Origin of the sequence: Enterobacteriaceae endosymbiont of Donacia sparganii (assembly GCF_012569045.1) — a bacterium.
Classification (GTDB): domain Bacteria; phylum Pseudomonadota; class Gammaproteobacteria; order Enterobacterales; family Enterobacteriaceae.
The window spans coordinates 318,184-341,572 of the sequence record NZ_CP046196.1 but is presented as its reverse complement, the minus strand read 5'-3'; the positions used below and the strand labels follow the sequence as shown (position 1 = coordinate 341,572).

Genomic DNA, 23,389 nt, shown 5'->3' with positions numbered 1-23,389 from the left:
TTAAATAAAGATTTTTTATTTATATAAAATTGTATATATAAGTAATATAAATATTTTAATATATAAAATATTTTATACATTTTAGGTTTAAAATAATATGATTTTTGTAATTTTAATAACCGAAGCTCCATATAATACGCAAAATTCTTATTCTGCATATTTATTTACTAAAGCAGTTATACAGAAAAAAAAAATAGTTAAAAATATATTTTTTTATCGTGATGGAGTATGTAATGCTAATAAAAATATTAAATTTAATAAAGATGAGTTTAATTTACTTAATTCTTGGAAAGAATTAAGTATAAAATATCATATAAATTTATATATATGTATTACATCTGCTAAAAAAAGAGGTTTAATTCTAAAAGATAGTTCTTATAAAAATAATTCTTTAGATTTAAATCAAAATAATTATATCATTGATAATAAATTTAAAATAACTACTTTAAGTACATTTACAAAATCAATATTAACTTGTGATTACTTAGTTCAATTTTAATGAATAAAATAGCATTTATATTTTCAAAATCTCCTTATGGAAATAGTATTAGTAAAGAAGGACTTGATGCAATAATTTCTATATCCTCATTTACTGAGGATATAGCTTTATTTTTTATAGGAGATGGTATTTTTCAACTACAAAAGAAACAAAAAACAAAAAAATTTTTATTAAAAAATTATAGTAATAATTTTAGTATTTTAAAATTATGTAATATTAATAATTATTTTATTTGTTCAGAATCTTTAAAAATTTTAGGAATAAAAAATTATAAAAAAAATAATTGGATTGTTCCAGTTAAAATTATAAAGCCATTAATATGGGAAAAAAGACTTAATAATTATAATATAATTATCAAGTTTTAATTAAATAAAAATACTCTTATATGTTATATACCTTATTTAATTCTCCAGAATCTTGTAATTTTTCTTTATTATTAAAATTTTTAAATAAAAATGATAATTTATTATTAATTCAAGATGGAGTCTTAGCTGGATTAAAAAATAGTATTTATATACAAAAAATTATTAGAATTAAACAAAAAATGAAATTATTAATATTTGCAATAAATGATGATATATTAGCTAGAGGTTTAGATTTAAATATTTCAAAAAATATTATACGTATAAATTATACAAAATTTGTTGATTTAATTATAAAACATAAAAAACAAATAATATGGTAATTATTTAAAAATAAAAATATTTATTTAAAATAAATTTAAATTATTAAATTTAGGAAAAAACATGGCAACAATTAATCAACTAGTTCGTAACCATAGAAAAAATAAAATAATAAAAACAAATGTTCCTGCTTTAAATTCTAGTCCCCAAAAAAGAGGAGTATGTACAAAAGTATATACAACAACTCCCAAAAAACCAAATTCTGCTTTACGTAAAGTATGTAGAGTAAGATTAACAAATGGTTTTGAAGTTACTTCTTATATTTCTGGTGAAGGACATAATTTACAGGAACATTCTGTAATTTTAATAAGAGGAGGTAGAGTAAAAGATCTACCTGGTGTTAGATATCATACTATTAGAGGTTCCTTAGATTGCACTGGAGTTAAAGATCGTAAAAAAGGAAGATCAAAATATGGTGCAAAAAAACCTAAATAATATTTTAAAATATTATTTTTTTATGAATTAAATTTATTAAAATATTATTAAAATAATGGAGTAATATTACTATGCCTCGTAGACGTATAATTAATCAACGTAAAATACTACCAGATCCTCAATTTGAATCAGATTTAGTAGCTAAATTTATAAATTTACTTATGGTAAGTGGTAAAAAATCTATTGCAGAATTTATTGTTTATTCTTCTTTAAGAAGAATTAAAAAAAAAATAGGAAAAAATGAAATAGATATTTTTTTAAGTGCATTAGAAAATGTAAAACCTATAGTTGAAGTAAAATCAAGAAGAGTAGGAGGATCAACATATCAAGTTCCTGTAGAAATAAGACCTACAAGAAGAAATACTTTAGCAATGCGTTGGTTAGTTAATGCTGCAAGAAAAAGACAAGAAAAATCTATGATTTTAAAATTAACTAATGAAATTTTAGATGCTTTAGAAAATAAAGGAAATGCAGTTAAAAAACGTGAAGAAATACATAAAATGGCAGAAGCTAATAAAGCATTTGCTCATTATCGTTGGTAAAAATATTACTAAAAATAAAATTTAAGTAATTTAAATCTAAAATAAAAATGAAAAAATTAATCAATAAAATATGTTGTAGCTAAATTAATATTTTATTTTTTTATTAAAAAATAATATTTAATATAATGTTGAAATTTTTTATATAATAAAATAGAGGAATAATATATGAGTAGGACAACTCCTATAAAACGATATCGTAATATTGGTATTAGCGCACATATTGATGCTGGTAAAACTACTACAACTGAAAGAATTTTATTTTATACAGGAGTAAATCATAAAATAGGCGAGGTTCATGATGGTGCTGCTACAATGGATTGGATGGCACAAGAACAAGAAAGAGGTATTACTATTACTTCGGCTGCTACTACAGCATTTTGGTCAGGAATGTTTAATCAATATAAATCACATAGAATTAACATTATTGATACACCAGGACATGTAGATTTTACAATTGAAGTAGAACGTTCCATGAGAATATTAGATGGAGTTGTAATGATTTATTGTGCTGTAGGAGGAGTACAACCTCAATCAGAAACAGTATGGAGACAAGCAAATAAATATAAAGTACCTAGAATTGCTTTTATCAATAAAATGGATAGAATGGGAGCTAACTTTATAAAAGTTATTAAACAAATACAAGATAATTTATTAACAGAAGCTGTTCCATTGCAATTACCAATAGGTTCAGAAGATAAATTTACTGGAATTATTGATCTAATACAAATGAAAGCATTAAATTGGAATGAAAATGATCAAGGAATAAGTTGTAATTATATTGATATACCCATAAATATGAAAAAAGAAGTTAAATTATGGCGTCAAAAATTAATAGAAACTGCAGTTGAAACTAATGAAATATTATTAGAAAAATATTTAAATGGTTTAGAAATTTCTATAAAAGAAATTAAATCTTCTTTAAGAAGAAGAGTAATAAATAACGAAATTACTTTAATAACATGTGGTTCAGCCTTTAAAAATAAAGGTGTACAAGCATTATTAGATGCAGTAATTGATTATTTACCATCACCTTCAGATATTCCTCCAATTCAAGGTATATCTGACAATAATAAAAAAATGTTAATAACTCGTAATGCTAATGATAATGAATTATTTTCTGCACTAGCATTTAAAATAGCTAATGATTCTTTTGTAGGTAATTTAACTTTTTTTAGAGTATATTCAGGAACTATTAGTAGTGGAGAAATTATATATAATCCTATAAAAAAACAAAAAGAACGTATTGGTAGAATTGTTCAAATGCATGCTAATAAAAGAGAAGAAATAAAAAAAGTTTATGCTGGTGATATTGCAGCTGCTATTGGATTAAAAAATGTTACAACAGGAGATACATTATGTAATATTAATGAATGTATTATCTTAGAAACAATGGAATTTCCTGAACCTGTTATATCTATTGCTATAGAACCTAAAACTAAAATAGATCAAGAAAAAATGGGTTTAGCATTACATCGTCTTATTAAAGAAGATCCTTCTTTAAAAACTTGGACAGATCAAGAAACAAATCAAACTATTATTGCTGGAATGGGTGAATTACATTTAGAAATAATTGTTGATAGAATGAAAAGAGAATTTAATATATCTGCTAATATTGGTAAACCTCAAGTTTCTTATCGAGAAACTATACAAGATAGTGTAAATAATATAGAAGGTAAATATATTAAACAAACAGGTGGAAGAGGACAATATGGTCATGTAGTAATTGATATTTCTCCATTAAAAAAACAAAAAAATAATGTAGGTTATTTATTTACTAATGATATAAAAGGTGGTGTAATACCTAATGAATATATTTCAGCTATAGATAAAAGTATTCAGGAACAGTTAAAATCAGGTCCTATGGCAAATTACCCTGTAGTAAATATTGCAGTGAGACTTCATTTTGGATCTTATCATGATGTAGATTCTTCTGAATTAGCTTTTAAGGTAGCAGCCTCAATTGCATTTAAAAATGCATTTAAAAAAGCTAATCCTATTTTACTTGAACCTATAATGAAAGTAGAAGTTGAAACTCCTGAAGAATATATGGGGGATGTAATTGGAGATTTAAATCGTAGAAGAGGAATTATAGAAGGTATGAATAATATTCCTACTGGAAAGACTATAAGTGCTTGTGTACCATTATCAGAAATGTTTGGTTATGCTACTGATTTACGTTCTTATAGTAAGGGACGAGCATCATATACTATGGAATTTTTAAAATATACTGAAGCACCTAATAATATTGCAAAAATAATTATTGAATCTAGATCTAAATCATAGAATTTTAGTATAAATTATATACACTTACTTTATTTAGAAGGATATTATCTTGTGTCTAAAGAAAAATTTGAACGCTCTAAAACTCATATTAATGTAGGTACTATAGGACATGTTGATCATGGAAAAACAACTTTAACATCAGCTATAACAACTGTTTTATCTAAAAAATACGGTGGCGCAGCAAAAGCTTTTGATCAAATTGATAATGCTCCAGAAGAAAAAGCCAGAGGTATAACTATAAATACATCTCATGTTGAGTATGATACTAAAGATCGTCATTATGCACATGTAGATTGTCCTGGACATGCTGATTATGTAAAAAATATGATTACAGGAGCAGCTCAAATGGATGGAGCTATATTAGTAGTAGCTGCTACAGATGGACCTATGCCTCAAACTAGAGAACATATTTTGTTAGCAAGACAAGTAGGAGTACCTTATATTATAGTTTTTCTTAATAAATGTGATATGGTTGATGATGATGAATTATTAGAATTAGTAGAAATGGAAGTACGTGATTTATTAACACAATATAATTTTCCAGGAGATACTACTCCTATTATTCAAGGATCTGCTCTTAAAGCACTTGAAGGTGATAAAAAATGGGAAAAAAAAATATTTGAATTAGCAGATTCTTTAGATAACTATATACCTAATCCTATAAGAGCTATTGATAAACCTTTTCTGTTACCAATAGAAGATGTTTTTTCAATTTCAGGTAGAGGTACTGTAGTAACAGGAAGAGTAGAAAGAGGGGTTATAAAAGTAGGAGAAGAAGTAGAAATTATAGGTATCAGAAATACTATAAAATCTATTTGTACTGGAGTAGAAATGTTTCGTAAATTATTAGATGAAGGACGTGCTGGTGAAAATGTAGGTATTCTTCTTAGAGGAATAAAAAGAGAAGATATAGAAAGAGGACAGGTTTTAGCTAAACCAGGATCAATTAAACCACATACTAAATTTGAAGCTGAAGTTTATATTTTATCTAAAGATGAAGGTGGAAGACATACAGCATTTTTTAAAGGATATCGTCCCCAGTTTTATTTTAGAACTACAGATGTAACTGGAACTATAGAATTACCTTCTAATATTGAAATGGTTATGCCTGGAGATAATATTAATATGGTTGTTACATTAATTAATCCTATAGCAATGACTAATGGTTTACGTTTTGCAATTCGTGAAGGAGGACGTACTGTTGGTGCAGGAGTAGTTACTAAGGTTTTACAATAAAAATAATATAAAAGAAGATTAGCAAAATAATTAATTACTTTGACTTTTTTATAAATATTTTAAAAATATTTAATAAATTATTAGTAAAATTTCTTGATAATTTATATATTATTCTATATTAGTTTTTTATTGGTTAATATACAATGAATATTGTAAAATTTAAAAAAAATATAAATAAATATATGATCGATATTATAAAATGGATTATAAGTGTAGCTTTATTAATTATTACTATAATTTTAAATTATAATTATCAAAATATAAATTTTTCTATTCGTTTAGTTTTATTTTTTTTTATATTTACTTTAGTAAGTTTTATTACATTATCTACAAAAAAAGGTCAAGAATTATTTTCTTTTATATATGATGCTCGTATAGAAACCCGTAAAGTTGTATGGCCTACTTATAAAGATACTTGGCATACAACTTTAATTATAATAATAATTATTATAACAATCTCTATTATTTTTTATATATTAGATAGTATTTTGATTTATTTAATATCATTTTTAACTGGAACTAGGACATAAAAATGAATAAATCTTTAAAAAAAAAATGGTATGTTATTCAAGTTCGTTCTGGTTTTGAGCATCGCATTGTAAATTCATTAAAAGAATATATAAAAATTCATAATATGAATAAATTATTTGGTAAAATTTTAGTTCCAACTGAAGCTATAATTGAAATACGTGGAGGACAAAAATATAAAAGTGATCGTAAATTTTTTCCAGGATATATATTAATTCATATGATAATGAAAGAATTAAGTTGGCATCTAGTACGTGGTATACCTAAAGTTCTAGGTTTTATCGGAGGTACATCTGATAATCCTATACCTATTAATGATAAAGAAGTAGATACAATTATAGGACGTTTACAACAAATTGGTGATAAACCTAGACCAAAAACAATATTTGAACCAGGAGAAATGATTAGAGTTAAAGACGGTCCTTTTTCTGATTTTAATGGGATAGTAGAAGAAGTAGATTATGAAAAAAGTAGATTAAAAGTTTCCGTATCTATTTTTGGTAGATCTACTCCTGTAGATTTAGATTTTCGTCAAGTAGAAAAAGGATAAATATTTATAATAATAAAAAATCTAAATCTTTTTTATTTTAAATAATTAATTGAGATATATTTATGGCAAAAAAAATTAAAACTTATGTTAAGTTACAAGTACCTGCTGGTAATGCAAATCCTAGTCCTCCTATTGGCCCTGCGCTAGGACAGCATGGTGTAAATATTATGAATTTTTGTAAAGATTTTAATTTAAAAACAAATAGCCTAGAAAAAGGCACTCCTATACCAGTAATAATTACAATTTATGTCGATAAAACTTTTACATTTATTACAAAAACTCCTCCAGTATCTGCAATAATAAAAAAAATATTAGGAATTAAAAAAGGATCTAATAAACCTAAAATAGATAAAATAGGTTCGATAACACAAGAACAAATAAGAAAAATTGCAGAAATTAAATATATTGATATGACTGGAATTAATATTAAATCTATGATGTCTTCTATAGAAGGAACTGCTCGTTCAATGGGATTAATTGTTGAGGATTAAAATATAATGGTAAAATTAACAAAACGTATGGATTATATGTATAAAAACATAAATTTAAAAAAACAATTTTCTATTGAAAATGCTCTTAATAATTTAAAATTACTAAGTAAAGTAAAATTTATTGAAAGTATTGATGTTTCTATAAATTTAGGTATAAATCCTAAAAAAACAGAACAAAATATTAGAGGTAGTGTTTGTTTACCCCATGGTACCGGAAAAAATATAAGATTAGCTGTTTTTGCTGATGGGCAAGAAGCACAGCAAGCAAAAAAATTAGGAGTAAAATTAATAGGAATGGATGATTTATCAACAAAAATTACTAATGGAGAAAAAAAATTTGATGTAGTAATATCTACTCCAGAAGCTATGAATATAGTTAGTAAATTAGGACCTATTTTAGGACCTAAAGGATTAATGCCTAATCCTAAATTAGGAACAATAACAAATAATATAACTGAAACAATAGAAAAAATACGTAATGGGCAAATTAATTTTCGTAATGATAAAAATGGTATTATTCATACTAATATAGGTAAAATTAATTTTGAAAATATTAAAATTAAAGAAAATTTAATAAATTTATTAAAAATTTTAAAAAAATATAAACCAATAAAATTAAAAGGTAATTTTTTTAAAAAAATATGTATATCATCTACTATGGGAATTTCTATAGAAATTACTAAAGATTGCATAAATTTAATAAATTAATATTTTTCTTTACAAATTTTTTATATTAAAGTTATAGTTTTTAATAAAAATTTAATGTTTTAATATAATCTATACTGTATAATACAATAATAATTTTTTATAAAATCAGGAGTGCAATAATCTTATAATGTCTTTAAATATTACAAAAAAAAAAATGATTGTTGCAAAAATAAGTCAAATAAATAAAATTGCTTTATCAGCTGTAATAGTTGATTTTTGTGGTGTTAATAGTAATAATTTAAATAAATTAAGAAAAAAAAGTAGAGAAAATAATGTTGTTATAAATATTATAAGAAATAAATTATTAAAATTAATAATAAAAAATAGTAATTTTCAATGTTTAGATTCATTAATACACGGCCCTATATTAATAGCTTATTCTCTTAAGCATCCTGGTGCCGCTGCTCGTTTAATTAAAGAATTTAGTAAATTAGATGAAAATTTAAAAATTAAAGCAGCTTCATTTAATAATAAAATAATAAATAGTGAAAATATTGATCTTTTAGCAGAATTACCTACATATAAAGAAGCAATCACACGTTTTTTAATAATTATAAAAAATATTTCTATAGGACAATTTCTTAAAATTTTACTTATAATTAAAAATATAAAATAAATTTGTTTTATTTTAATAAAATATTCTTATTATTTTTAGGAAAGTATTATGCCAATAACTAAAGAACAAATAATAGAAGCTATAGAATCTATGTCTATTATGGACATAATGGAATTAATAAGTTCTATAGAAAAAAAATTTGGTGTTTCTAGTATTATAAAAAATGAAGAAATTAGTAACAAAAATCAAGAAAAAAAAGTAGAACAAACAGAATTTACTATCTACTTAAAAAGTATAGGAAATAATAAAATTTCAGTAATAAAAGCTGTTAGGAGTATAATGAATTTAGGATTAAAAGAAGCTAAAGATTTAGTTGAATCAGCTCCTGTTATATTAAAAGAATCTATTACTAAAGAAGAAGCATTAGATTTAGAATCTAAATTAAAAATTTCCGGAGCGGAAATAGAAATTAAATAATTTTATAAAAACTTTAATAAAAATTTTATTTATATAAATATTATTTATACAAATAGATATTAATTTAATTAAATTATTTAATTTATCAGATAACTGAGGAACCATATGGTTTATTCTCAAACTGAAAAAAAACGTATTCGTAAAAATTTTGGAAAAAGACCACAGATTTTAAATATTCCATATTTACTTTCTATTCAAATAGATTCATTTAAAAAATTTATAAAAAAAGACCCTAAAGGAAAATATGGTTTAGAAGCTGCATTTAAGAGTATTTTTCCTATATCTAGTTATAGTGGTTATTCTAAGTTAGAATATTTAAGTTATCGTTTAGGAAAATCACTTTTTAATGTCAAAGAATGTCATACAAGAGGTATGACCTATGCTGCACCTGTTAGAGCGATATTACGATTAATTATATATGATAAAGATAAACCTGAATTATTAATTAAAAATATAAAGGAACAAGAAGTATATATGGGAGAAATCCCATTAATGACAAAAAATGGTACTTTTATAGTTAACGGTATTGAACGTGTTGTAGTTTCCCAATTACATAGAAGTCCAGGAGTTTTTTTCGATAGTGATAAAGGTAAAACACATTCATCAGGAAAAATATTATATAATGCTCGTATTATTCCTTATAGAGGTTCTTGGTTAGATTTTGAATTTGATCCTAAAGATAATATTTTTGTTCGGATAGATAGAAGAAGAAAATTACCAGTTACAATTATTTTACGTGCTTTAGGTTATAATATAGAAGAAATATTAAATATTTTTTTTAAAAAAAATATTTATAAAATAAAAAATAATCAAATATCAATGATATTAATACCAGATAGATTAAGAGGAGAAACAGCTTTTTTTAATATTAAATATAATAATATGACTTATATAGAAAAAGGAAAAAGAATTACTATACGTCATATTAATCATTTAATAAAAGATAAAGTAACATGTATTAATATTCCTATAGAATATATGGTAGGAAAAATAGTTACAAAAGATTATATAGATAAAAAAACAGGAGAAGTAATTATTTCTACAAATTTTCCTTTATCAATAAATATTATTAATAAAATTTTTAAAAATTATAATACTATTGAAACTATTTTTACTAATGATCTAGATCATGGTTCTTATATTTCTGAAACATTAAAATTAGATAGTACATCTAATCGTTTAGATGCTTTAGTAGAAATTTATAGAATGATGCGTCCTGGAGAACCACCTACAAAAGAAGCAGCAGAAGCATTATTTAAAAAATTATTTTTTGTAGAAGATAGATATGATTTATCTCCTGTAGGAAGAATGAAATTTAATCGTTCTTTATTGCGTGAATGTATTTCTGGAAAAGGAATTTTAAGTAAAGAAGATATTGTTGACGTTATTAAAAAATTAATTAGCATTCGTAATGGTAAAGGAAATGTTGATGATATTGATCATTTAGGAAATAGAAGAATTCGTTCTATTGGAGAAATGGCAGAAAATCAATTTCGTATAGGTTTAATAAGAGTTGAAAGAGCAGTTAAAGAAAGATTATCTTTAGGTGATTTAGATACTTTAATGCCTCAAGACATGATTAATTCTAAACCTATTTCCGCTGCATTAAAAGAATTTTTTTGTTCTAGTCAATTATCACAATTTATGGATCAAAATAATCCATTATCAGAAATTACACATAAACGTCGTATTTCTGCTTTAGGACCAGGAGGATTAACTCGAGAAAGAGCTGGTTTTGAAGTTAGAGATGTACATCCTACACATTATGGAAGAATATGTCCTATTGAAACTCCAGAAGGTCCTAATATAGGTTTAATAAATTCATTATCAATTTATGCTAGAACAAATGAATATGGATTTTTAGAATCACCATATAGAGTAGTTAAAAACGGATTTGTTACTGATAAAATTAATTATTTATCTTCAATTGAAGAAGGAAATTTTATTATTGCACAAGCTAATATTAATATTAATAAATATGGATATATTATTGATGAATTTATTACATGTCGTTATAAAAATGAATCAAGTTTATTTAAAAAAGAACAAATCCATTATATGGATGTTTCTACACAACAAATTGTTTCTATAGGTGCTTCTTTAATTCCTTTTTTAGAGCATGATGATGCTAATCGTGCTTTAATGGGAGCTAATATGCAGAGACAAGCAGTTCCAACATTAAAAGCAGAGAAACCTTTAGTGGGAACAGGGATGGAAAGAATTGTAGCAATCGACTCAGGAGTTACTGTTATTGCTAAAAATTCTGGAATTATACAATATGTTGATGCTTCTCGTATTATTGTTAAAATAAATGATATTATTGATAATAAAAATAATATAGATATATATCATTTAGAAAAATATACAAGATCTAATCAAAATACATGTATTAATCAAACTCCATGTGTAAATTTAGGAGAATTAATTAAAAAAGGTGATGTATTAGCAGATGGTCCTGCTACAGATTTGGGAGAACTAGCACTTGGTCAAAACATGAGAGTAGCTTTTATGCCTTGGAATGGTTATAATTTTGAAGATTCTATTTTATTATCAGAAAAAATTATTCAAGAAGATAAATTTACTACTATACATATACAAGAATTATCTTGTATATCTCGTGATACAAAATTAGGACCAGAAGAAATTACATCAGACATACCTAATGTCAGTGAATCTTCTTTATCTAAACTTGATGAATGTGGAATTGTATATATTGGTGCTGAAGTAAAAAATGGAGATATTCTTGTAGGTAAGGTAACTCCTAAAGGAGAAACGCAATTATCGCCAGAAGAAAAATTATTACGTGCTATTTTTGGCGAAAAAGCTTCTGATGTTAAAGACACTTCTTTAAGAGTTCCTAATGGAGTATATGGTACAGTTATTGATGTACAAATTTTTACAAGAGAAGGAGTTAAAAAAGATAAAAGAACAATAGAAATTGAAGAAATGCAATTAAAACAAATTAAAGAAGATTTATTTGCTGAACAAAAAATTTTTGAAACAAATATATTATTAAATATAAAAAATTTTTTATTAAAAAATAATTTTCTTAATAAAGAAAATATAAAAAATTTTGATATTAATTTCATTAATTCTATCTCTTTAAAAGATGAAAATAAACAAAAAGAATTAGTTAATTTTATTAAACAATTTAAAAAAATAAAAGATATTTTTAAAAAAAAAATAGAATTACAAAAAATTAAAATTACACAAGGAAATGATTTAGCTCCTGGTATCTTAAAAATTATTAAAGTAAATTTAGCAGTTAAAAGACAAATACAACCAGGTGATAAAATGGCGGGAAGACATGGGAATAAAGGCGTGATTTCTAAGATTTGTCCCGTAGAAGATATGCCTTATGATGAAAATGGTATTCCTATTGATATTGTTTTAAATCCATTAGGTGTTCCATCTAGAATGAATATAGGTCAAATTTTAGAAACTCATTTAGGAATGGCGGCTAAAGGCATTGGAAATCAAATTAATATTTTATTAAAAGAAAAAATAAATATAGAAAAGATACGTATTTTTTTACATAAAGCATATAATGTTGGAAATAATATATGTCAAAAAATAAATTTAAATAATTTTACTGATAATGAAATTATTTTACTTGCTAATAATCTAAAACAAGGAATGCCTATTGCTACGCCAGTTTTTGATGGTGCGCAAGAAAAGGAAATAAAAGAATTATTAAAATTATCAAATATACCAATTTCTGGACAAATTAAATTATATGATGGACGTACAGGTGAAGTTTTTGAAAGACCAGTAACTGTAGGATACATGTATATGTTGAAATTAAATCATTTAGTAGATGATAAAATGCACGCTAGATCTACCGGATCATATAGCCTTGTAACTCAACAACCATTAGGTGGAAAAGCACAATTTGGTGGACAAAGATTTGGAGAAATGGAAGTTTGGGCGTTAGAAGCATATGGAGCAGCATATACTTTGCAAGAAATGTTAACTATTAAATCTGATGATGTAAATGGTAGAACAAAAATGTATAAAAATATTGTTGATGGAAATCATCAAATGGAAGCTGGAATTCCAGAATCTTTTAATGTGTTACTTAAAGAAATACGTTCATTAGGTATAAATATTAATTTAGAAAATAAATAATTATTTAATATTAAATATTTTTACTGATTCATAATATGATTGAGGTAATAAATTTGTGAAAGATTTATTTAATTTTTTAAAATCACAAAATAAAATAGAAGAATTTGATGCAATAAAACTTTCTTTAGCTTCTTCTGATATGATAAAATCTTGGTCTTTTGGAGAAGTAAAAAAACCTGAAACAATTAATTATCGTACTTTTAAACCAGAAAGAGATGGTTTATTCTGTGCTCGTATTTTTGGACCTATTAAAGATTATGAATGTTTATGTGGTAAATATAAACGTCTAAAACATAGAGGTGTTGTTTGTGAAAAATGTGGAGTCGAAGTTACACAAACAAAAGTAAGAAGAGATCGAATGGGTCATATTGAATTAGCTTCTCCAATTGCACATATATGGTTTTTAAAATCATTACCTTCTAGGATAGGATTGTTACTAAATATGCCTTTAAAAAATATAGAAAAAATTTTATATTTTGAATCTTATGTTGTGATAGATGAAGGTATTACTTCATTAGAAAAAAAACAAATTTTATCTGAAGAACAGTATTTAGATTTATTAGAAGAATTTGGAAATGAATTTGAAGCAAAAATAGGCGCAGAAGCTATACAATATTTATTAAAAAATATTAATTTAAAACAAGAATGTAAAATATTACGTAATGATTTAAATAATACAAATTCAGATACTAAAAGAAAAAAAATAGCTAAAAGAATAAAATTATTAGAATCTTTTATATATTCAGGTAATAAACCAGAATGGATGATAATGACAGTTTTACCTGTTTTACCTCCTGATTTAAGACCTTTAGTTCCTTTAGATGGAGGAAGATTTGCAACATCAGATTTAAATGATTTATATCGTCGTGTTATTAATCGTAATAATAGATTAAAACGTTTATTAGAATTATCAGCACCTGATATTATAATAAAAAATGAAAAAAGAATGTTACAAGAAGCAGTAGATGCATTACTAGATAATGGTAGAAGAGGTAAAGCTATAACAGGTTCTAACAAACGTCCTTTAAAATCATTAGCAGATATGATTAAAGGAAAACAAGGAAGATTTAGACAAAATTTATTAGGTAAAAGAGTAGATTATTCAGGAAGGTCTGTTATAACTGTAGGACCTTATTTACGTTTACACCAATGTGGTTTGCCTAAAAAAATGGCATTAGAATTATTTAAACCATTTATATATGGTAAATTAGAAATAAAGGGTTTTGCTACTACTATTAAAGCTGCAAAAAAAATGGTAGAGAAAGAAGACTCAATAGTATGGGATATATTAGATGAAGTAATAAAAGAACATCCTGTATTATTAAATAGAGCTCCTACTTTACATAGATTAGGTATACAAGCTTTTGAACCAATTTTAATCGAAGGTAAAGCAATACAATTACATCCTCTAGTATGTGCCGCATATAATGCTGATTTTGATGGTGATCAAATGGCTGTACATATTCCTTTAACATTAGAAGCTCAATTAGAAGCAAGAATTTTGATGATGTCTACTAATAATATTTTATCTCCAGCAAATGGAGAACCAATTATTGTACCATCACAAGATGTGGTATTAGGAATATATTATATGACTAAAGACAAAATTAATGCATATGGGGAGGGAATGATATTAACAGGTCCTAAGGAGGCAGAGCGTGCTTATAATATAGGACAGGCTGATCTACATGCTTGTGTAAAAATTAAAATTACAGAATATACTAAGGATTTATTAACAAATAAATTACTTAAAAATACTATTATTGTTAATACTACAATTGGAAGAGCTATTTTTTGGACTCAAGTTCCTAAAGGAATACCATATTCTATGGTAAATAAAACTTTAGGAAAAAAAGATATTTCTCAAATGTTAAATACATGTTATCGAATTTTAGGATTAAAATCTACAGTTATTTTTGCAGATCAAATTATGTATACTGGTTTTTATTATGCAGCTAAATCAGGTGCTTCTGTAGGTATAGATGATATTGTTATACCTAATAATAAAACTGAAATTATTAATGAAGCAGAAGATGAAGTAACTGAAATTCAAGAACAATTTCAATCAGGTCTTGTTACTTCTGGTGAAAGATATAATAAAGTTATTGATATTTGGGCAGCAGCTAATGAAAAAGTAGCTAAAGCTATGATGAAAAATTTATCAGTTGAAAAAGTAATTAATAAAAAAGGATTAATGGTTGAACAAAGTTCTTTTAATAATATTTTTATGATGGCAGATTCTGGTGCTAGAGGTTCAGCTGCACAAATCAGGCAATTAGCGGGTATGAGAGGTTTAATGGCAAAACCTGATGGTTCTATTATCGAAACTCCAATTATTGCAAATTTTAGAGAAGGTTTAAATGTTTTACAATATTTTATTTCTACTCATGGAGCAAGAAAAGGATTAGCTGATACTGCTTTGAAAACAGCTAATTCTGGATATTTAACTAGAAGATTAGTAGATGTTGCTCAAGACTTAGTTATAACAGAAGATGATTGTTTAACTTTAGAAGGAATAAGAATTTCTTCTATTATAACAGGAGGAGATATAAAAGAATCATTAAAAGAAAGAGTTTTAGGTAGAGTTACTGCTGAAAATATTTTTAAAAAAGATGGAAAAACAATTCTAATTTATAGAAATACATTATTAAATGAAAAATATTGTCATATATTAGAACAATATTCTATTGATACTATTAAAGTTAGATCAGTTGTTAGTTGTGAAACTCATTTTGGTGTATGTTCATATTGTTATGGTCGTGATTTAGCTAGGGGCCATATTATAAATAAAGGAGAAGCAATAGGGGTTATTGCAGCTCAATCTATAGGAGAACCGGGTACCCAATTAACAATGAGAACTTTCCATATTGGAGGGGCTGCATCAAGATCTGCCGCAGAATCTAGCATTCAGGTAAAAGACAATGGAATTATAAAATTAATAAATGTAAAATCAGTAATAAATTCTGCTAATAAATTAGTAGTAATTTCTAGAAATGCTGAATTAAAAGTTATTAATCATTTAAATAAAATTATAGAAAGTTATAAAATACCTTATGGTGCTATAATAACAAAAAAAAATGGATCTAATATTATTTCTGGAGAAGTAGTTTCATATTGGGATCCACATACAAGACCAGTAATTACTGAAGTTAGTGGTAAAATTAAATTTGTTGATATGTTAGAAGGACAAACAATTATAAAACAAACTGATGATTTAACAGGATTATCATCTATTGTTGTTCTAGATAGTTCAGAAAGACCCTCTATAGGTAAAGATTTCAGACCTATGATTAAAATTTTAGATCATAATGATAAAGATATAATTATACCTGGTACAGATATGTTAGCACATTATTTTTTACCTAATAAATCTATTATACATTTAAAAGATGGTAATAATATTAATATAGGTGATGTTTTAGCAAAAGTACCTCAAGAATCTGGAGGTACTAAAGATATTACTGGAGGACTTCCTCGCGTAGCAGATTTATTTGAAGCAAGAAAACCTAAAGATGCAGCTATTTTAGCTGAAATTAGTGGTATTATTTCTTTTGGTAAAGAAACTAAAGGTAAAAGAAGAATAATAATTACTCCTATGAATTCAGATATTGAACCATATGAAGAGATGATACCAAAATGGAGACAAATTAATGTTTTTGAAGGTGAATTAATAAATAAAGGTGATATTATTTCAGACGGTCCTGAATCTGCTCATGATATTTTACGATTAAGAGGTGTTAATGCTGTTACTAATTATATAATTAATGAGGTACAAGATGTTTATCGATTACAAGGAGTAAAAATTAATGATAAACATATAGAAGTTATTGTACGTCAAATGTTACGTAAAGCTACTATAATAAAAATGGGAGATTCCAATTTTTTAGAAGGAGAACAAGTAGAAGTTTCTTTAATTAAGAAAAAAAATAAAGAATTAAAAGAAAAAGGTAAAAATATAGCATTATATAATCGTGATTTATTAGGTATTACTAAAGCATCTTTAGCAACTTCTTCTTTTATTTCAGCTGCTTCTTTTCAAGAAACAACAAGAGTTTTAACAGAATCTTCTGTAGCAGGAAAAAGTGATAAATTAAAGGGATTAAAAGAAAATGTAATTGTAGGTAGGTTAATTCCTGCTGGAACTGGATATTCTTATCATACAAATCGTGTTAATAAAAAAAATGTCAATAATAAAACAAATAAGATTTCTTCAGTAGATTCTGCTGCTGCTAATTTAACCGAATTATTAAATGCTAACTAAAAATATATTTTAAAAAATTTTATATTTATATATTTAAAATATTAAAAATAAAAGATATTAAAATATTTTTAATATCTTTTTAGTTCATTAATTAAAAATAGTTTTTTATAATTTAATGAAAATATTTTAATTACTAAAATAGTTATAATATAAGTTTATTTTTACAAATTGTAATATTTAAAAAATTTTGATATAATTATGCATAAATTATTTAATATTATAAATATTTAGTATTATTAATTAATAAATAATTTTTATGAATTATAAAAAAAATAAAAAATCTAAAAAATGGTTAAAAAATAATTTTAAAGATTTTTATATACAAAAAACTAAAAAAAATATTAGTAAATATAGATCACGATCATGGTTTAAACTAGCAGAAATAGAAAAAATAGATAAAATTTTTAAAAAAGATATGAAAATAATTGATTTAGGATCTTCTCCTGGAGGATGGTCTAGTTTTGCTTCATTAAAAATTGGTAATAAAGGGAAAATTATAGCATTTGATATATTACCGATGAATTATATTAAAAATGTTGATTTTTACCAAGGTAATGTATGTAATTCTATTTTTTTAAATAAAATTATAAAAAAAATTAATAAAATTAAAGTACATATGATAATGTCTGATATATCTCCTAATTTTTCTGGTATAAAAGAAATAGATATACCGAATATTATTTATTTAAATAAATTAGCATTAAATTTATGTTATTCTCAATTAAAATATAATGGAACTTTTTTAGTAAAAACTTTTCAAAATAAAGGATTAAATCAGTTTTACAATAAAATTAATTCTATATTTAAAATAGTTAAAATTAGAAAACCTAATGCTTCAAGATCTCAATCAAGTGAAATTTATATTGTTGCAAAAGGATATCAAAATTAATATAAAATATATTACAAAGTTACAAGGGGCTACTCTTTGAACGATATGGCAAAAAACCTAATTCTCTGGTTAGCGATTACAGTCATATTTATATCTGTTTTCCAGAGTTTAAATTTAAATAAATTTAATAAAAAAATTCAAATTTCATATTCAACTTTTTTATCTGAAGTTAATCAAAATAAAATAATTAAAACAAGTATTAATGGTAGAAAAATTCATGTTTTTAGAAAAGATCATAGTAATTATATTACTTATTTACCAATGCATGATTCAAATTTACTAAAAATACTATTTTCAAAAAATATAAAAATATTAGGAGAACCTCTTCAAAAACCTAGCATATTATTATCTATTTTTATTTCATGGTTTCCGATGTTTTTATTAATCGGAATTTGGATTTTCTTTATTCGTCAACTACAAAATAGTAGTAAAGGAGCTTTATCTTTTGGAAAAAGTAAAGCTCGAATGTTAAAAGTAGACCAAATAAAAATAACATTTAATGATGTTGCAGGATGTGATGAAGCAAAAGAAGAAGTTAAAGAATTAGTTGATTATTTAAAAGAACCTAAAAAATTTCAAAAATTAGGAGGTAAAATTCCTAAAGGAATTTTAATGGTAGGCCCCCCAGGAACAGGAAAAACATTATTAGCTAAAGCTATTGCAGGAGAATCAAAAGTACCATTTTTTACTATTTCTGGTTCTGATTTTGTAGAAATGTTTGTTGGTGTAGGTGCTTCTAGAGTAAGAGATATGTTTAATAAAGCTAAAAAATTAGCTCCATGTATTATTTTTATTGATGAAATAGATGCCGTAGGAAGACAAAGAGGGGCAGGTTTAGGAGGTGGACATGATGAAAGAGAACAGACATTAAACCAAATGTTAGTAGAAATGGATGGATTTAATAATAATGAAAGTATCATAGTAATTGCAGCTACTAATCGTCCTGATGTGTTAGATCCAGCTCTTTTGAGACCTGGACGTTTTGATCGTCAAGTAATTGTTGGTTTACCAGATATTAGAGGCAGGGAACAAGTATTAAAAATACATATTAAAAATATTCCTATTTCTAAAGAAGTAGATTTAAAAATTTTAGCTAGAGGAACTCCAGGTTTTTCAGGAGCTGATTTAGCAAATCTAATAAATGAAGCAGCTTTATTAGCAGCTCGTCAAAATTATAATTTTGTTTCTATGTTAGAATTAGAAAAAGCAAAAGATAAAATTCTAATGGGTACAGAAAGACGTTCTTTAGTTATGACAGAAAAACAAAAAGAAGCAACTGCTTATCATGAAGCCGGACATGTAATTATAGGAAGATTAGTTCCAGATCATGATCCAGTACATAAAGTTACCATTATTCCAAGAGGAAGAGCATTAGGAGTAACATTTTTTTTGCCTGAAATTGATATAATTAGTATAAGTAGACAAAAATTAGAAAGCAAAATATCTACATTATATGGCGGAAGAATTGCTGAAGAAATAATTTATGGAGAAAAATATGTATCAACAGGATCATCTAATGATATTAAAATTGCTACTAATATTGCAAGAAATATGGTGACTCAATGGGGTTTTTCAAAAAAATTAGGACCTTTACTATATTCAGAGGAAGAAGGTGAAATTTTTTTAGGAAGATCAGTTGCTAAAGCTAAACATATGTCAGACGAAACAGCAAAAATAATTGATCAAGAAGTTAAACATTTAATACAAGAAAATTATAATAGATCTTTTAAAATCTTACAAGATAATATTGATATTTTACATGCTATGAAAAATATACTTATTAAATATGAAACAATAGGAATTATACAAATTGATGATTTAATGGCTAGAAAAGAAGTTAGACCTCCTGAATGGGATAAAAAAAAATAAAATTTTAAAAAATAAATAATTTATGATATTTTATGAAACTATGAGATAGTTCATGATATGAAATATCATAAATATTTTTAAAAAACTAAAATTTTAGTCATATTAAAAATATTTTTAATAATTTATAATTTTATAATAAAATTAAATATAGTTAATATAAAATACTTTCAGAAAAAATATCAAAATATTATCATTACACAAAACATAAAATTTTAAGTATTTATTATTAATTAAAGAAATATTTAAAATTTAAAAATTTTTTATTTAAAATTAATTATTTATAAATAATTTTTACTTTTATTATTAATTTTAATTATTAAAATAATAAAAATTAATTTAAGTATTAATTATATTAATATCATAAAATTTATTATTAATAATATTTAAATTAATAATAAAATAAAATATTTTTTATAAAATAAATAATATTTTTTTAAATATTATAATTATTAAAAATTTTAAAAAATTATATTTTTAAAAATTATTTTAATAATATTAATTTTAATAATATATATAATTTTATTAATCTAGTTAATTAAAAAAAAAATATTAAATATAAAAAAAATTTAAGAATTAGCGATAATAAAAGAGATATTAATAGATTAATAATATTAAATCACTTAGGTATTAATGAAATAAATAATAATTAGATTATTTATATAATATTAAATATTATTTTAAACAATACCAATCTTTATAAAAAAAATTATTGATATAAAATTAATAATTTAAGTTTTCAATTATTTTTTAAAAAATAGATAAATTTAAAGATAAAACTTTAGTAAATTTAATCTTATTAGATAAAATATAATTAAAAAAAATTTTAATTAATATAGAAATAATAAATATTTTAATAAAAATAAAATTAATTTAATAGTCAAATATATAAAAAATGATATAAAAAAATTTTATTTATAAAAAATTAAAATTTATATTGTAATTATTATTAATTTAAGTATAATTAATATTTATTAATATTTGATTAGAAAATTACTTTATTGGTTTTTATGTATAGATTATTATTGATTTTGTTTATTTTTTTTTCATTAATTTTAATTAGTATTATTATGTTTCAAGATAATGATGATATAGATATTAATGAGTCATCAAGTAATACAAAATCACCATTTAATACAAATGTGTCCAATAAAATATTAACTAGAAGTATTATTTTTCTTACATCTTTATTTTTTATTATTAGTTTATTATTGAATAATATTAACGTAAAAAAATACGAAAAAAATTTTAAACTAAATAATATAAATAGATATAAGTAAAATTTTTACCGAGGTGGTGAAATTGGTAAACACGCTACCTTGAGGTGGTAGTGCCCTAATATTCGGGTTTACGGGTTCAACTCCCGTCTTCGGTACCAAGATTATTATTGCATTATTTATCTTTTTAGCATATCATATATATTATAGTAGACGCGGGATGGAGCAGTTTGGTAGCTCGTCGGGCTCATAACCCGAAGGTCGTTGGTTCAAATCCAACTCCCGCAACCAAAAATACCACATTATATTAATTCCTAAATTCTATTTTATAAATAAATATAATATCTAAAATAATTCTTATGTAAAAATAAATAAATTTATTTTGCTAATAAATTTCTTATATATATAATAAATTTATTTGAATTTTTATTAAAAAAATTTTTATTACTATGTAATTATTAATATAATCTAGTTTTCTAATTTTAAGAATTAAATATTTGAGGATAACTAGGATGAATAAAGAAATGTTAGCTGTTATTGAAGCAGTTTCTAATGAAAAATCTTTACCTCGTGAAAAAATATTTGAAGCAATGGAAAGTGCTTTAGTTAGTGCAACAAAAAAAAAATATGAACAAGATATAGAAGTATTTGTAAATATTGACCGTAAAAGTGGAAATTTTAATACTTTTAGAAAATGGTTAGTTGTTAAAAAAGTTCATTATCCTACAAAAGAAATTACATTAGACGCAGCACGTATTGATGATCATACACTTAATTTAGGTGATTATATTTATGATCAAATTAAATCTATTAATTTTGATCGTATAACTACGCAAACTGCTAAACAAGTTATTGTACATAAAGTAAGAGAAGCAGAAAAAGCTATTACTATTGCTCAATTTAAAAAAAAAGAAGGAAAAATTTTAAGTGGTATAGTTAAAAAAGTAAATAGAGGACACTTAACTTTAGATTTAGGACATAGTGCTGATGCTATTATTTTACGTTCTGATATGTTACCTAGAGAAAATTTTAGATTAGGAGATAGAGTAAGAGGAATACTTTTTTATATTAAAGAAGATATTAAAGAAACACAATTATTTATAAGTCGTTCTAAAATTAGAATGTTAATTGAATTATTTCATATTGAAGTTCCTGAAATAGGAGAAGGTTTAATTGAAATAAAATGTGCTGCAAGAGATCCAGGATCTAGAGCTAAAATTGCTGTTAAAACAAATGATAAAAGAATAGATCCAGTAGGTGCTTGTGTAGGTATGAGAGGAGCTAGAGTACAAGCAATTTCTAATGAATTAAATGGAGAACGAATTGATATTGTCTTATGGGATTCTAATCCAGAAAAATTTGTTATTAATGCTATGTCTCCTGCAGATATATCATCGATTATTTTAGATAAGAAAAAACATATGATAGATATTGCTGTAGAAGAAAATAACTTAGCTCAAGCTATTGGAAGAAATGGACAAAATATTCGTTTAGCTTCTCAATTAAGTGGATGGGAATTAAATGTTATGACTAAAAATGATTTACATCATAAATATAAAAAAGAAAAAGATAATATTATAAATATGTTTGTAAAACATTTAAATCTTAATTATGAATTATCAAAAAAAATAGTTGAAAAAGGTAAAATATCTTCTTTAAAAGAATTAGTATCCATTTCAATAGATAAATTACATAATATAACTAATAATTTTCATTTAAAAATTAATGATTTAATACTAATTAAAAAATTAGCACAAGATATTTATACTAATTTATCTTTGACAAAAAAAGATATTATTAATAATAAATTTAAAAAAAAATTATTAAAATTAAAAGGTATAAATAATCAATTATCCGAATCTTTAATAAATAAAGGAATTTTAACTATTGAAAATTTAGCAGAACAAAGTATTGAAGATTTATCTGATATAAATAATCTAGATAAAGTAGAAGCAGGAAAAATAATTATGTCTGCACGTAATATTTGTTGGTTTAATAAAAAAAATAATATGTAATTAATCTTTAAAATAGAGGAGTAGA

Annotated in this window: 18 protein-coding genes, 2 tRNA genes and 1 pseudogene; all 21 read left to right on the top strand. The window is 23.9% G+C overall.

Annotated features, from left to right (window positions below; genetic code table 11):
* The first annotated feature begins 97 nt into the window (after positions 1-97).
* A complete protein-coding gene (tusD, locus tag GJT98_RS01670) occupies positions 98-499 on the top strand; it encodes a sulfurtransferase complex subunit TusD (protein ID WP_168821221.1) in 402 nt (133 codons plus the stop codon).
* Positions 499-864, top strand: a complete 366-nt coding sequence (gene tusC, locus GJT98_RS01665; RefSeq protein ID WP_168821219.1) for a sulfurtransferase complex subunit TusC — start codon at positions 499-501, stop codon at positions 862-864. The genes tusD and tusC overlap by 1 nt, the downstream gene beginning before the upstream one ends.
* A 20-nt stretch (positions 865-884) precedes the next feature.
* A complete protein-coding gene (gene tusB / locus GJT98_RS01660; protein ID WP_168821217.1) occupies positions 885-1,184 on the top strand; it encodes a sulfurtransferase complex subunit TusB in 300 nt (99 codons plus the stop codon).
* Between the two features lie 61 nt (positions 1,185-1,245).
* Positions 1,246-1,617 carry a 30S ribosomal protein S12 gene (gene rpsL, locus GJT98_RS01655; RefSeq protein ID WP_168821215.1) on the top strand — a complete coding sequence of 124 codons (372 nt, stop codon included), beginning with the start codon at positions 1,246-1,248 and terminating at the stop codon, positions 1,615-1,617.
* A gap of 71 nt (positions 1,618-1,688) precedes the next feature.
* Complete coding sequence (rpsG, locus tag GJT98_RS01650; protein ID WP_168821213.1) at positions 1,689-2,159, top strand: 30S ribosomal protein S7; 471 nt, start codon at positions 1,689-1,691, stop codon at positions 2,157-2,159.
* Between the two features lie 165 nt (positions 2,160-2,324).
* On the top strand, positions 2,325-4,442 hold the full coding sequence (gene fusA / locus GJT98_RS01645) for an elongation factor G (RefSeq protein ID WP_168821211.1): 2,118 nt from the start codon (positions 2,325-2,327) through the stop codon (positions 4,440-4,442).
* 51 nt (positions 4,443-4,493) lie between these two features.
* Positions 4,494-5,678, top strand: coding sequence for an elongation factor Tu (gene tuf, locus GJT98_RS01640; protein WP_168821209.1), 1,185 nt, complete (start codon positions 4,494-4,496; stop codon positions 5,676-5,678).
* 143 nt (positions 5,679-5,821) lie between these two features.
* Positions 5,822-6,208: a preprotein translocase subunit SecE gene (gene secE, locus GJT98_RS01635; protein ID WP_168821207.1), complete on the top strand. Its 387-nt coding sequence runs from the start codon at positions 5,822-5,824 to the stop codon at positions 6,206-6,208.
* 2 nt (positions 6,209-6,210) lie between these two features.
* The gene (gene nusG, locus GJT98_RS01630; RefSeq protein WP_168821205.1) at positions 6,211-6,756 is read left to right on the top strand and encodes a transcription termination/antitermination protein NusG; all 546 of its coding nucleotides are present in this window, start codon (positions 6,211-6,213) and stop codon (positions 6,754-6,756) included.
* Positions 6,757-6,818: 62 nt separating this feature from the next.
* On the top strand, positions 6,819-7,247 hold the full coding sequence (gene rplK, locus GJT98_RS01625; protein ID WP_168821204.1) for a 50S ribosomal protein L11: 429 nt from the start codon (positions 6,819-6,821) through the stop codon (positions 7,245-7,247).
* Between the two features lie 6 nt (positions 7,248-7,253).
* Positions 7,254-7,955 (top strand): 50S ribosomal protein L1, encoded by a 702-nt coding sequence (gene rplA / locus GJT98_RS01620; RefSeq protein WP_168821202.1) that lies wholly within the window; start codon positions 7,254-7,256, stop codon positions 7,953-7,955.
* A gap of 127 nt (positions 7,956-8,082) precedes the next feature.
* Positions 8,083-8,571 (top strand): 50S ribosomal protein L10, encoded by a 489-nt coding sequence (rplJ, locus tag GJT98_RS01615; RefSeq protein ID WP_168821200.1) that lies wholly within the window; start codon positions 8,083-8,085, stop codon positions 8,569-8,571.
* Between the two features lie 48 nt (positions 8,572-8,619).
* Positions 8,620-8,988, top strand: coding sequence for a 50S ribosomal protein L7/L12 (gene rplL / locus GJT98_RS01610; protein ID WP_168821199.1), 369 nt, complete (start codon positions 8,620-8,622; stop codon positions 8,986-8,988).
* 105 nt (positions 8,989-9,093) lie between these two features.
* Entirely contained in the window at positions 9,094-13,116 is a 4,023-nt protein-coding gene (gene rpoB, locus GJT98_RS01605) for a DNA-directed RNA polymerase subunit beta (RefSeq protein WP_168821197.1), read from the top strand.
* 55 nt (positions 13,117-13,171) lie between these two features.
* The gene (gene rpoC / locus GJT98_RS01600; RefSeq protein ID WP_168821196.1) at positions 13,172-17,377 is read left to right on the top strand and encodes a DNA-directed RNA polymerase subunit beta'; all 4,206 of its coding nucleotides are present in this window, start codon (positions 13,172-13,174) and stop codon (positions 17,375-17,377) included.
* Between the two features lie 256 nt (positions 17,378-17,633).
* Positions 17,634-18,266, top strand: a complete 633-nt coding sequence (locus tag GJT98_RS01595) for an RlmE family RNA methyltransferase (RefSeq protein ID WP_168821194.1) — start codon at positions 17,634-17,636, stop codon at positions 18,264-18,266.
* Between the two features lie 45 nt (positions 18,267-18,311).
* Positions 18,312-20,126, top strand: a pseudogene (ftsH, locus tag GJT98_RS01590) (ATP-dependent zinc metalloprotease FtsH); the annotation flags it as partial.
* 1,016 nt (positions 20,127-21,142) lie between these two features.
* Complete coding sequence (gene secG, locus GJT98_RS01585; RefSeq protein ID WP_168821190.1) at positions 21,143-21,412, top strand: preprotein translocase subunit SecG; 270 nt, start codon at positions 21,143-21,145, stop codon at positions 21,410-21,412.
* A 7-nt stretch (positions 21,413-21,419) separates the two neighbouring features.
* Positions 21,420-21,510 (top strand) — tRNA-Leu (locus GJT98_RS01580).
* Between the two features lie 53 nt (positions 21,511-21,563).
* Positions 21,564-21,640: transfer RNA gene (locus GJT98_RS01575), tRNA-Met, on the top strand.
* Positions 21,641-21,861: 221 nt separating this feature from the next.
* Positions 21,862-23,364 (top strand): transcription termination factor NusA, encoded by a 1,503-nt coding sequence (nusA, locus tag GJT98_RS01570; protein ID WP_168821188.1) that lies wholly within the window; start codon positions 21,862-21,864, stop codon positions 23,362-23,364.
* The last annotated feature ends 25 nt before the right edge of the window (positions 23,365-23,389 follow it).

Bases quoted from the DNA above. Each gene is read 5' to 3' on its own strand.
- rpsL (WP_168821215.1), top strand. From the start codon at position 1,246: ATGGCAACAATTAATCAACTAGTTCGTAACCATAGAAAAAATAAAATA.
- nusA (WP_168821188.1), top strand. From the start codon at position 21,862: ATGAATAAAGAAATGTTAGCTGTTATTGAAGCAGTTTCTAATGAAAAA.
- nusG (WP_168821205.1), top strand. From the start codon at position 6,211: ATGAATAAATCTTTAAAAAAAAAATGGTATGTTATTCAAGTTCGTTCT.
- GJT98_RS01595 (WP_168821194.1), top strand. From the start codon at position 17,634: ATGAATTATAAAAAAAATAAAAAATCTAAAAAATGGTTAAAAAATAAT.
- secE (WP_168821207.1), top strand. From the start codon at position 5,822: ATGAATATTGTAAAATTTAAAAAAAATATAAATAAATATATGATCGAT.
- tusC (WP_168821219.1), top strand. From the start codon at position 499: ATGAATAAAATAGCATTTATATTTTCAAAATCTCCTTATGGAAATAGT.
- rplL (WP_168821199.1), top strand. From the start codon at position 8,620: ATGCCAATAACTAAAGAACAAATAATAGAAGCTATAGAATCTATGTCT.
- rplJ (WP_168821200.1), top strand. From the start codon at position 8,083: ATGTCTTTAAATATTACAAAAAAAAAAATGATTGTTGCAAAAATAAGT.
- rpsG (WP_168821213.1), top strand. From the start codon at position 1,689: ATGCCTCGTAGACGTATAATTAATCAACGTAAAATACTACCAGATCCT.
- secG (WP_168821190.1), top strand. From the start codon at position 21,143: ATGTATAGATTATTATTGATTTTGTTTATTTTTTTTTCATTAATTTTA.
- rpoB (WP_168821197.1), top strand. From the start codon at position 9,094: ATGGTTTATTCTCAAACTGAAAAAAAACGTATTCGTAAAAATTTTGGA.
- rplA (WP_168821202.1), top strand. From the start codon at position 7,254: ATGGTAAAATTAACAAAACGTATGGATTATATGTATAAAAACATAAAT.
- tusD (WP_168821221.1), top strand. From the start codon at position 98: ATGATTTTTGTAATTTTAATAACCGAAGCTCCATATAATACGCAAAAT.
- tusB (WP_168821217.1), top strand. From the start codon at position 885: ATGTTATATACCTTATTTAATTCTCCAGAATCTTGTAATTTTTCTTTA.
- fusA (WP_168821211.1), top strand. From the start codon at position 2,325: ATGAGTAGGACAACTCCTATAAAACGATATCGTAATATTGGTATTAGC.
- rplK (WP_168821204.1), top strand. From the start codon at position 6,819: ATGGCAAAAAAAATTAAAACTTATGTTAAGTTACAAGTACCTGCTGGT.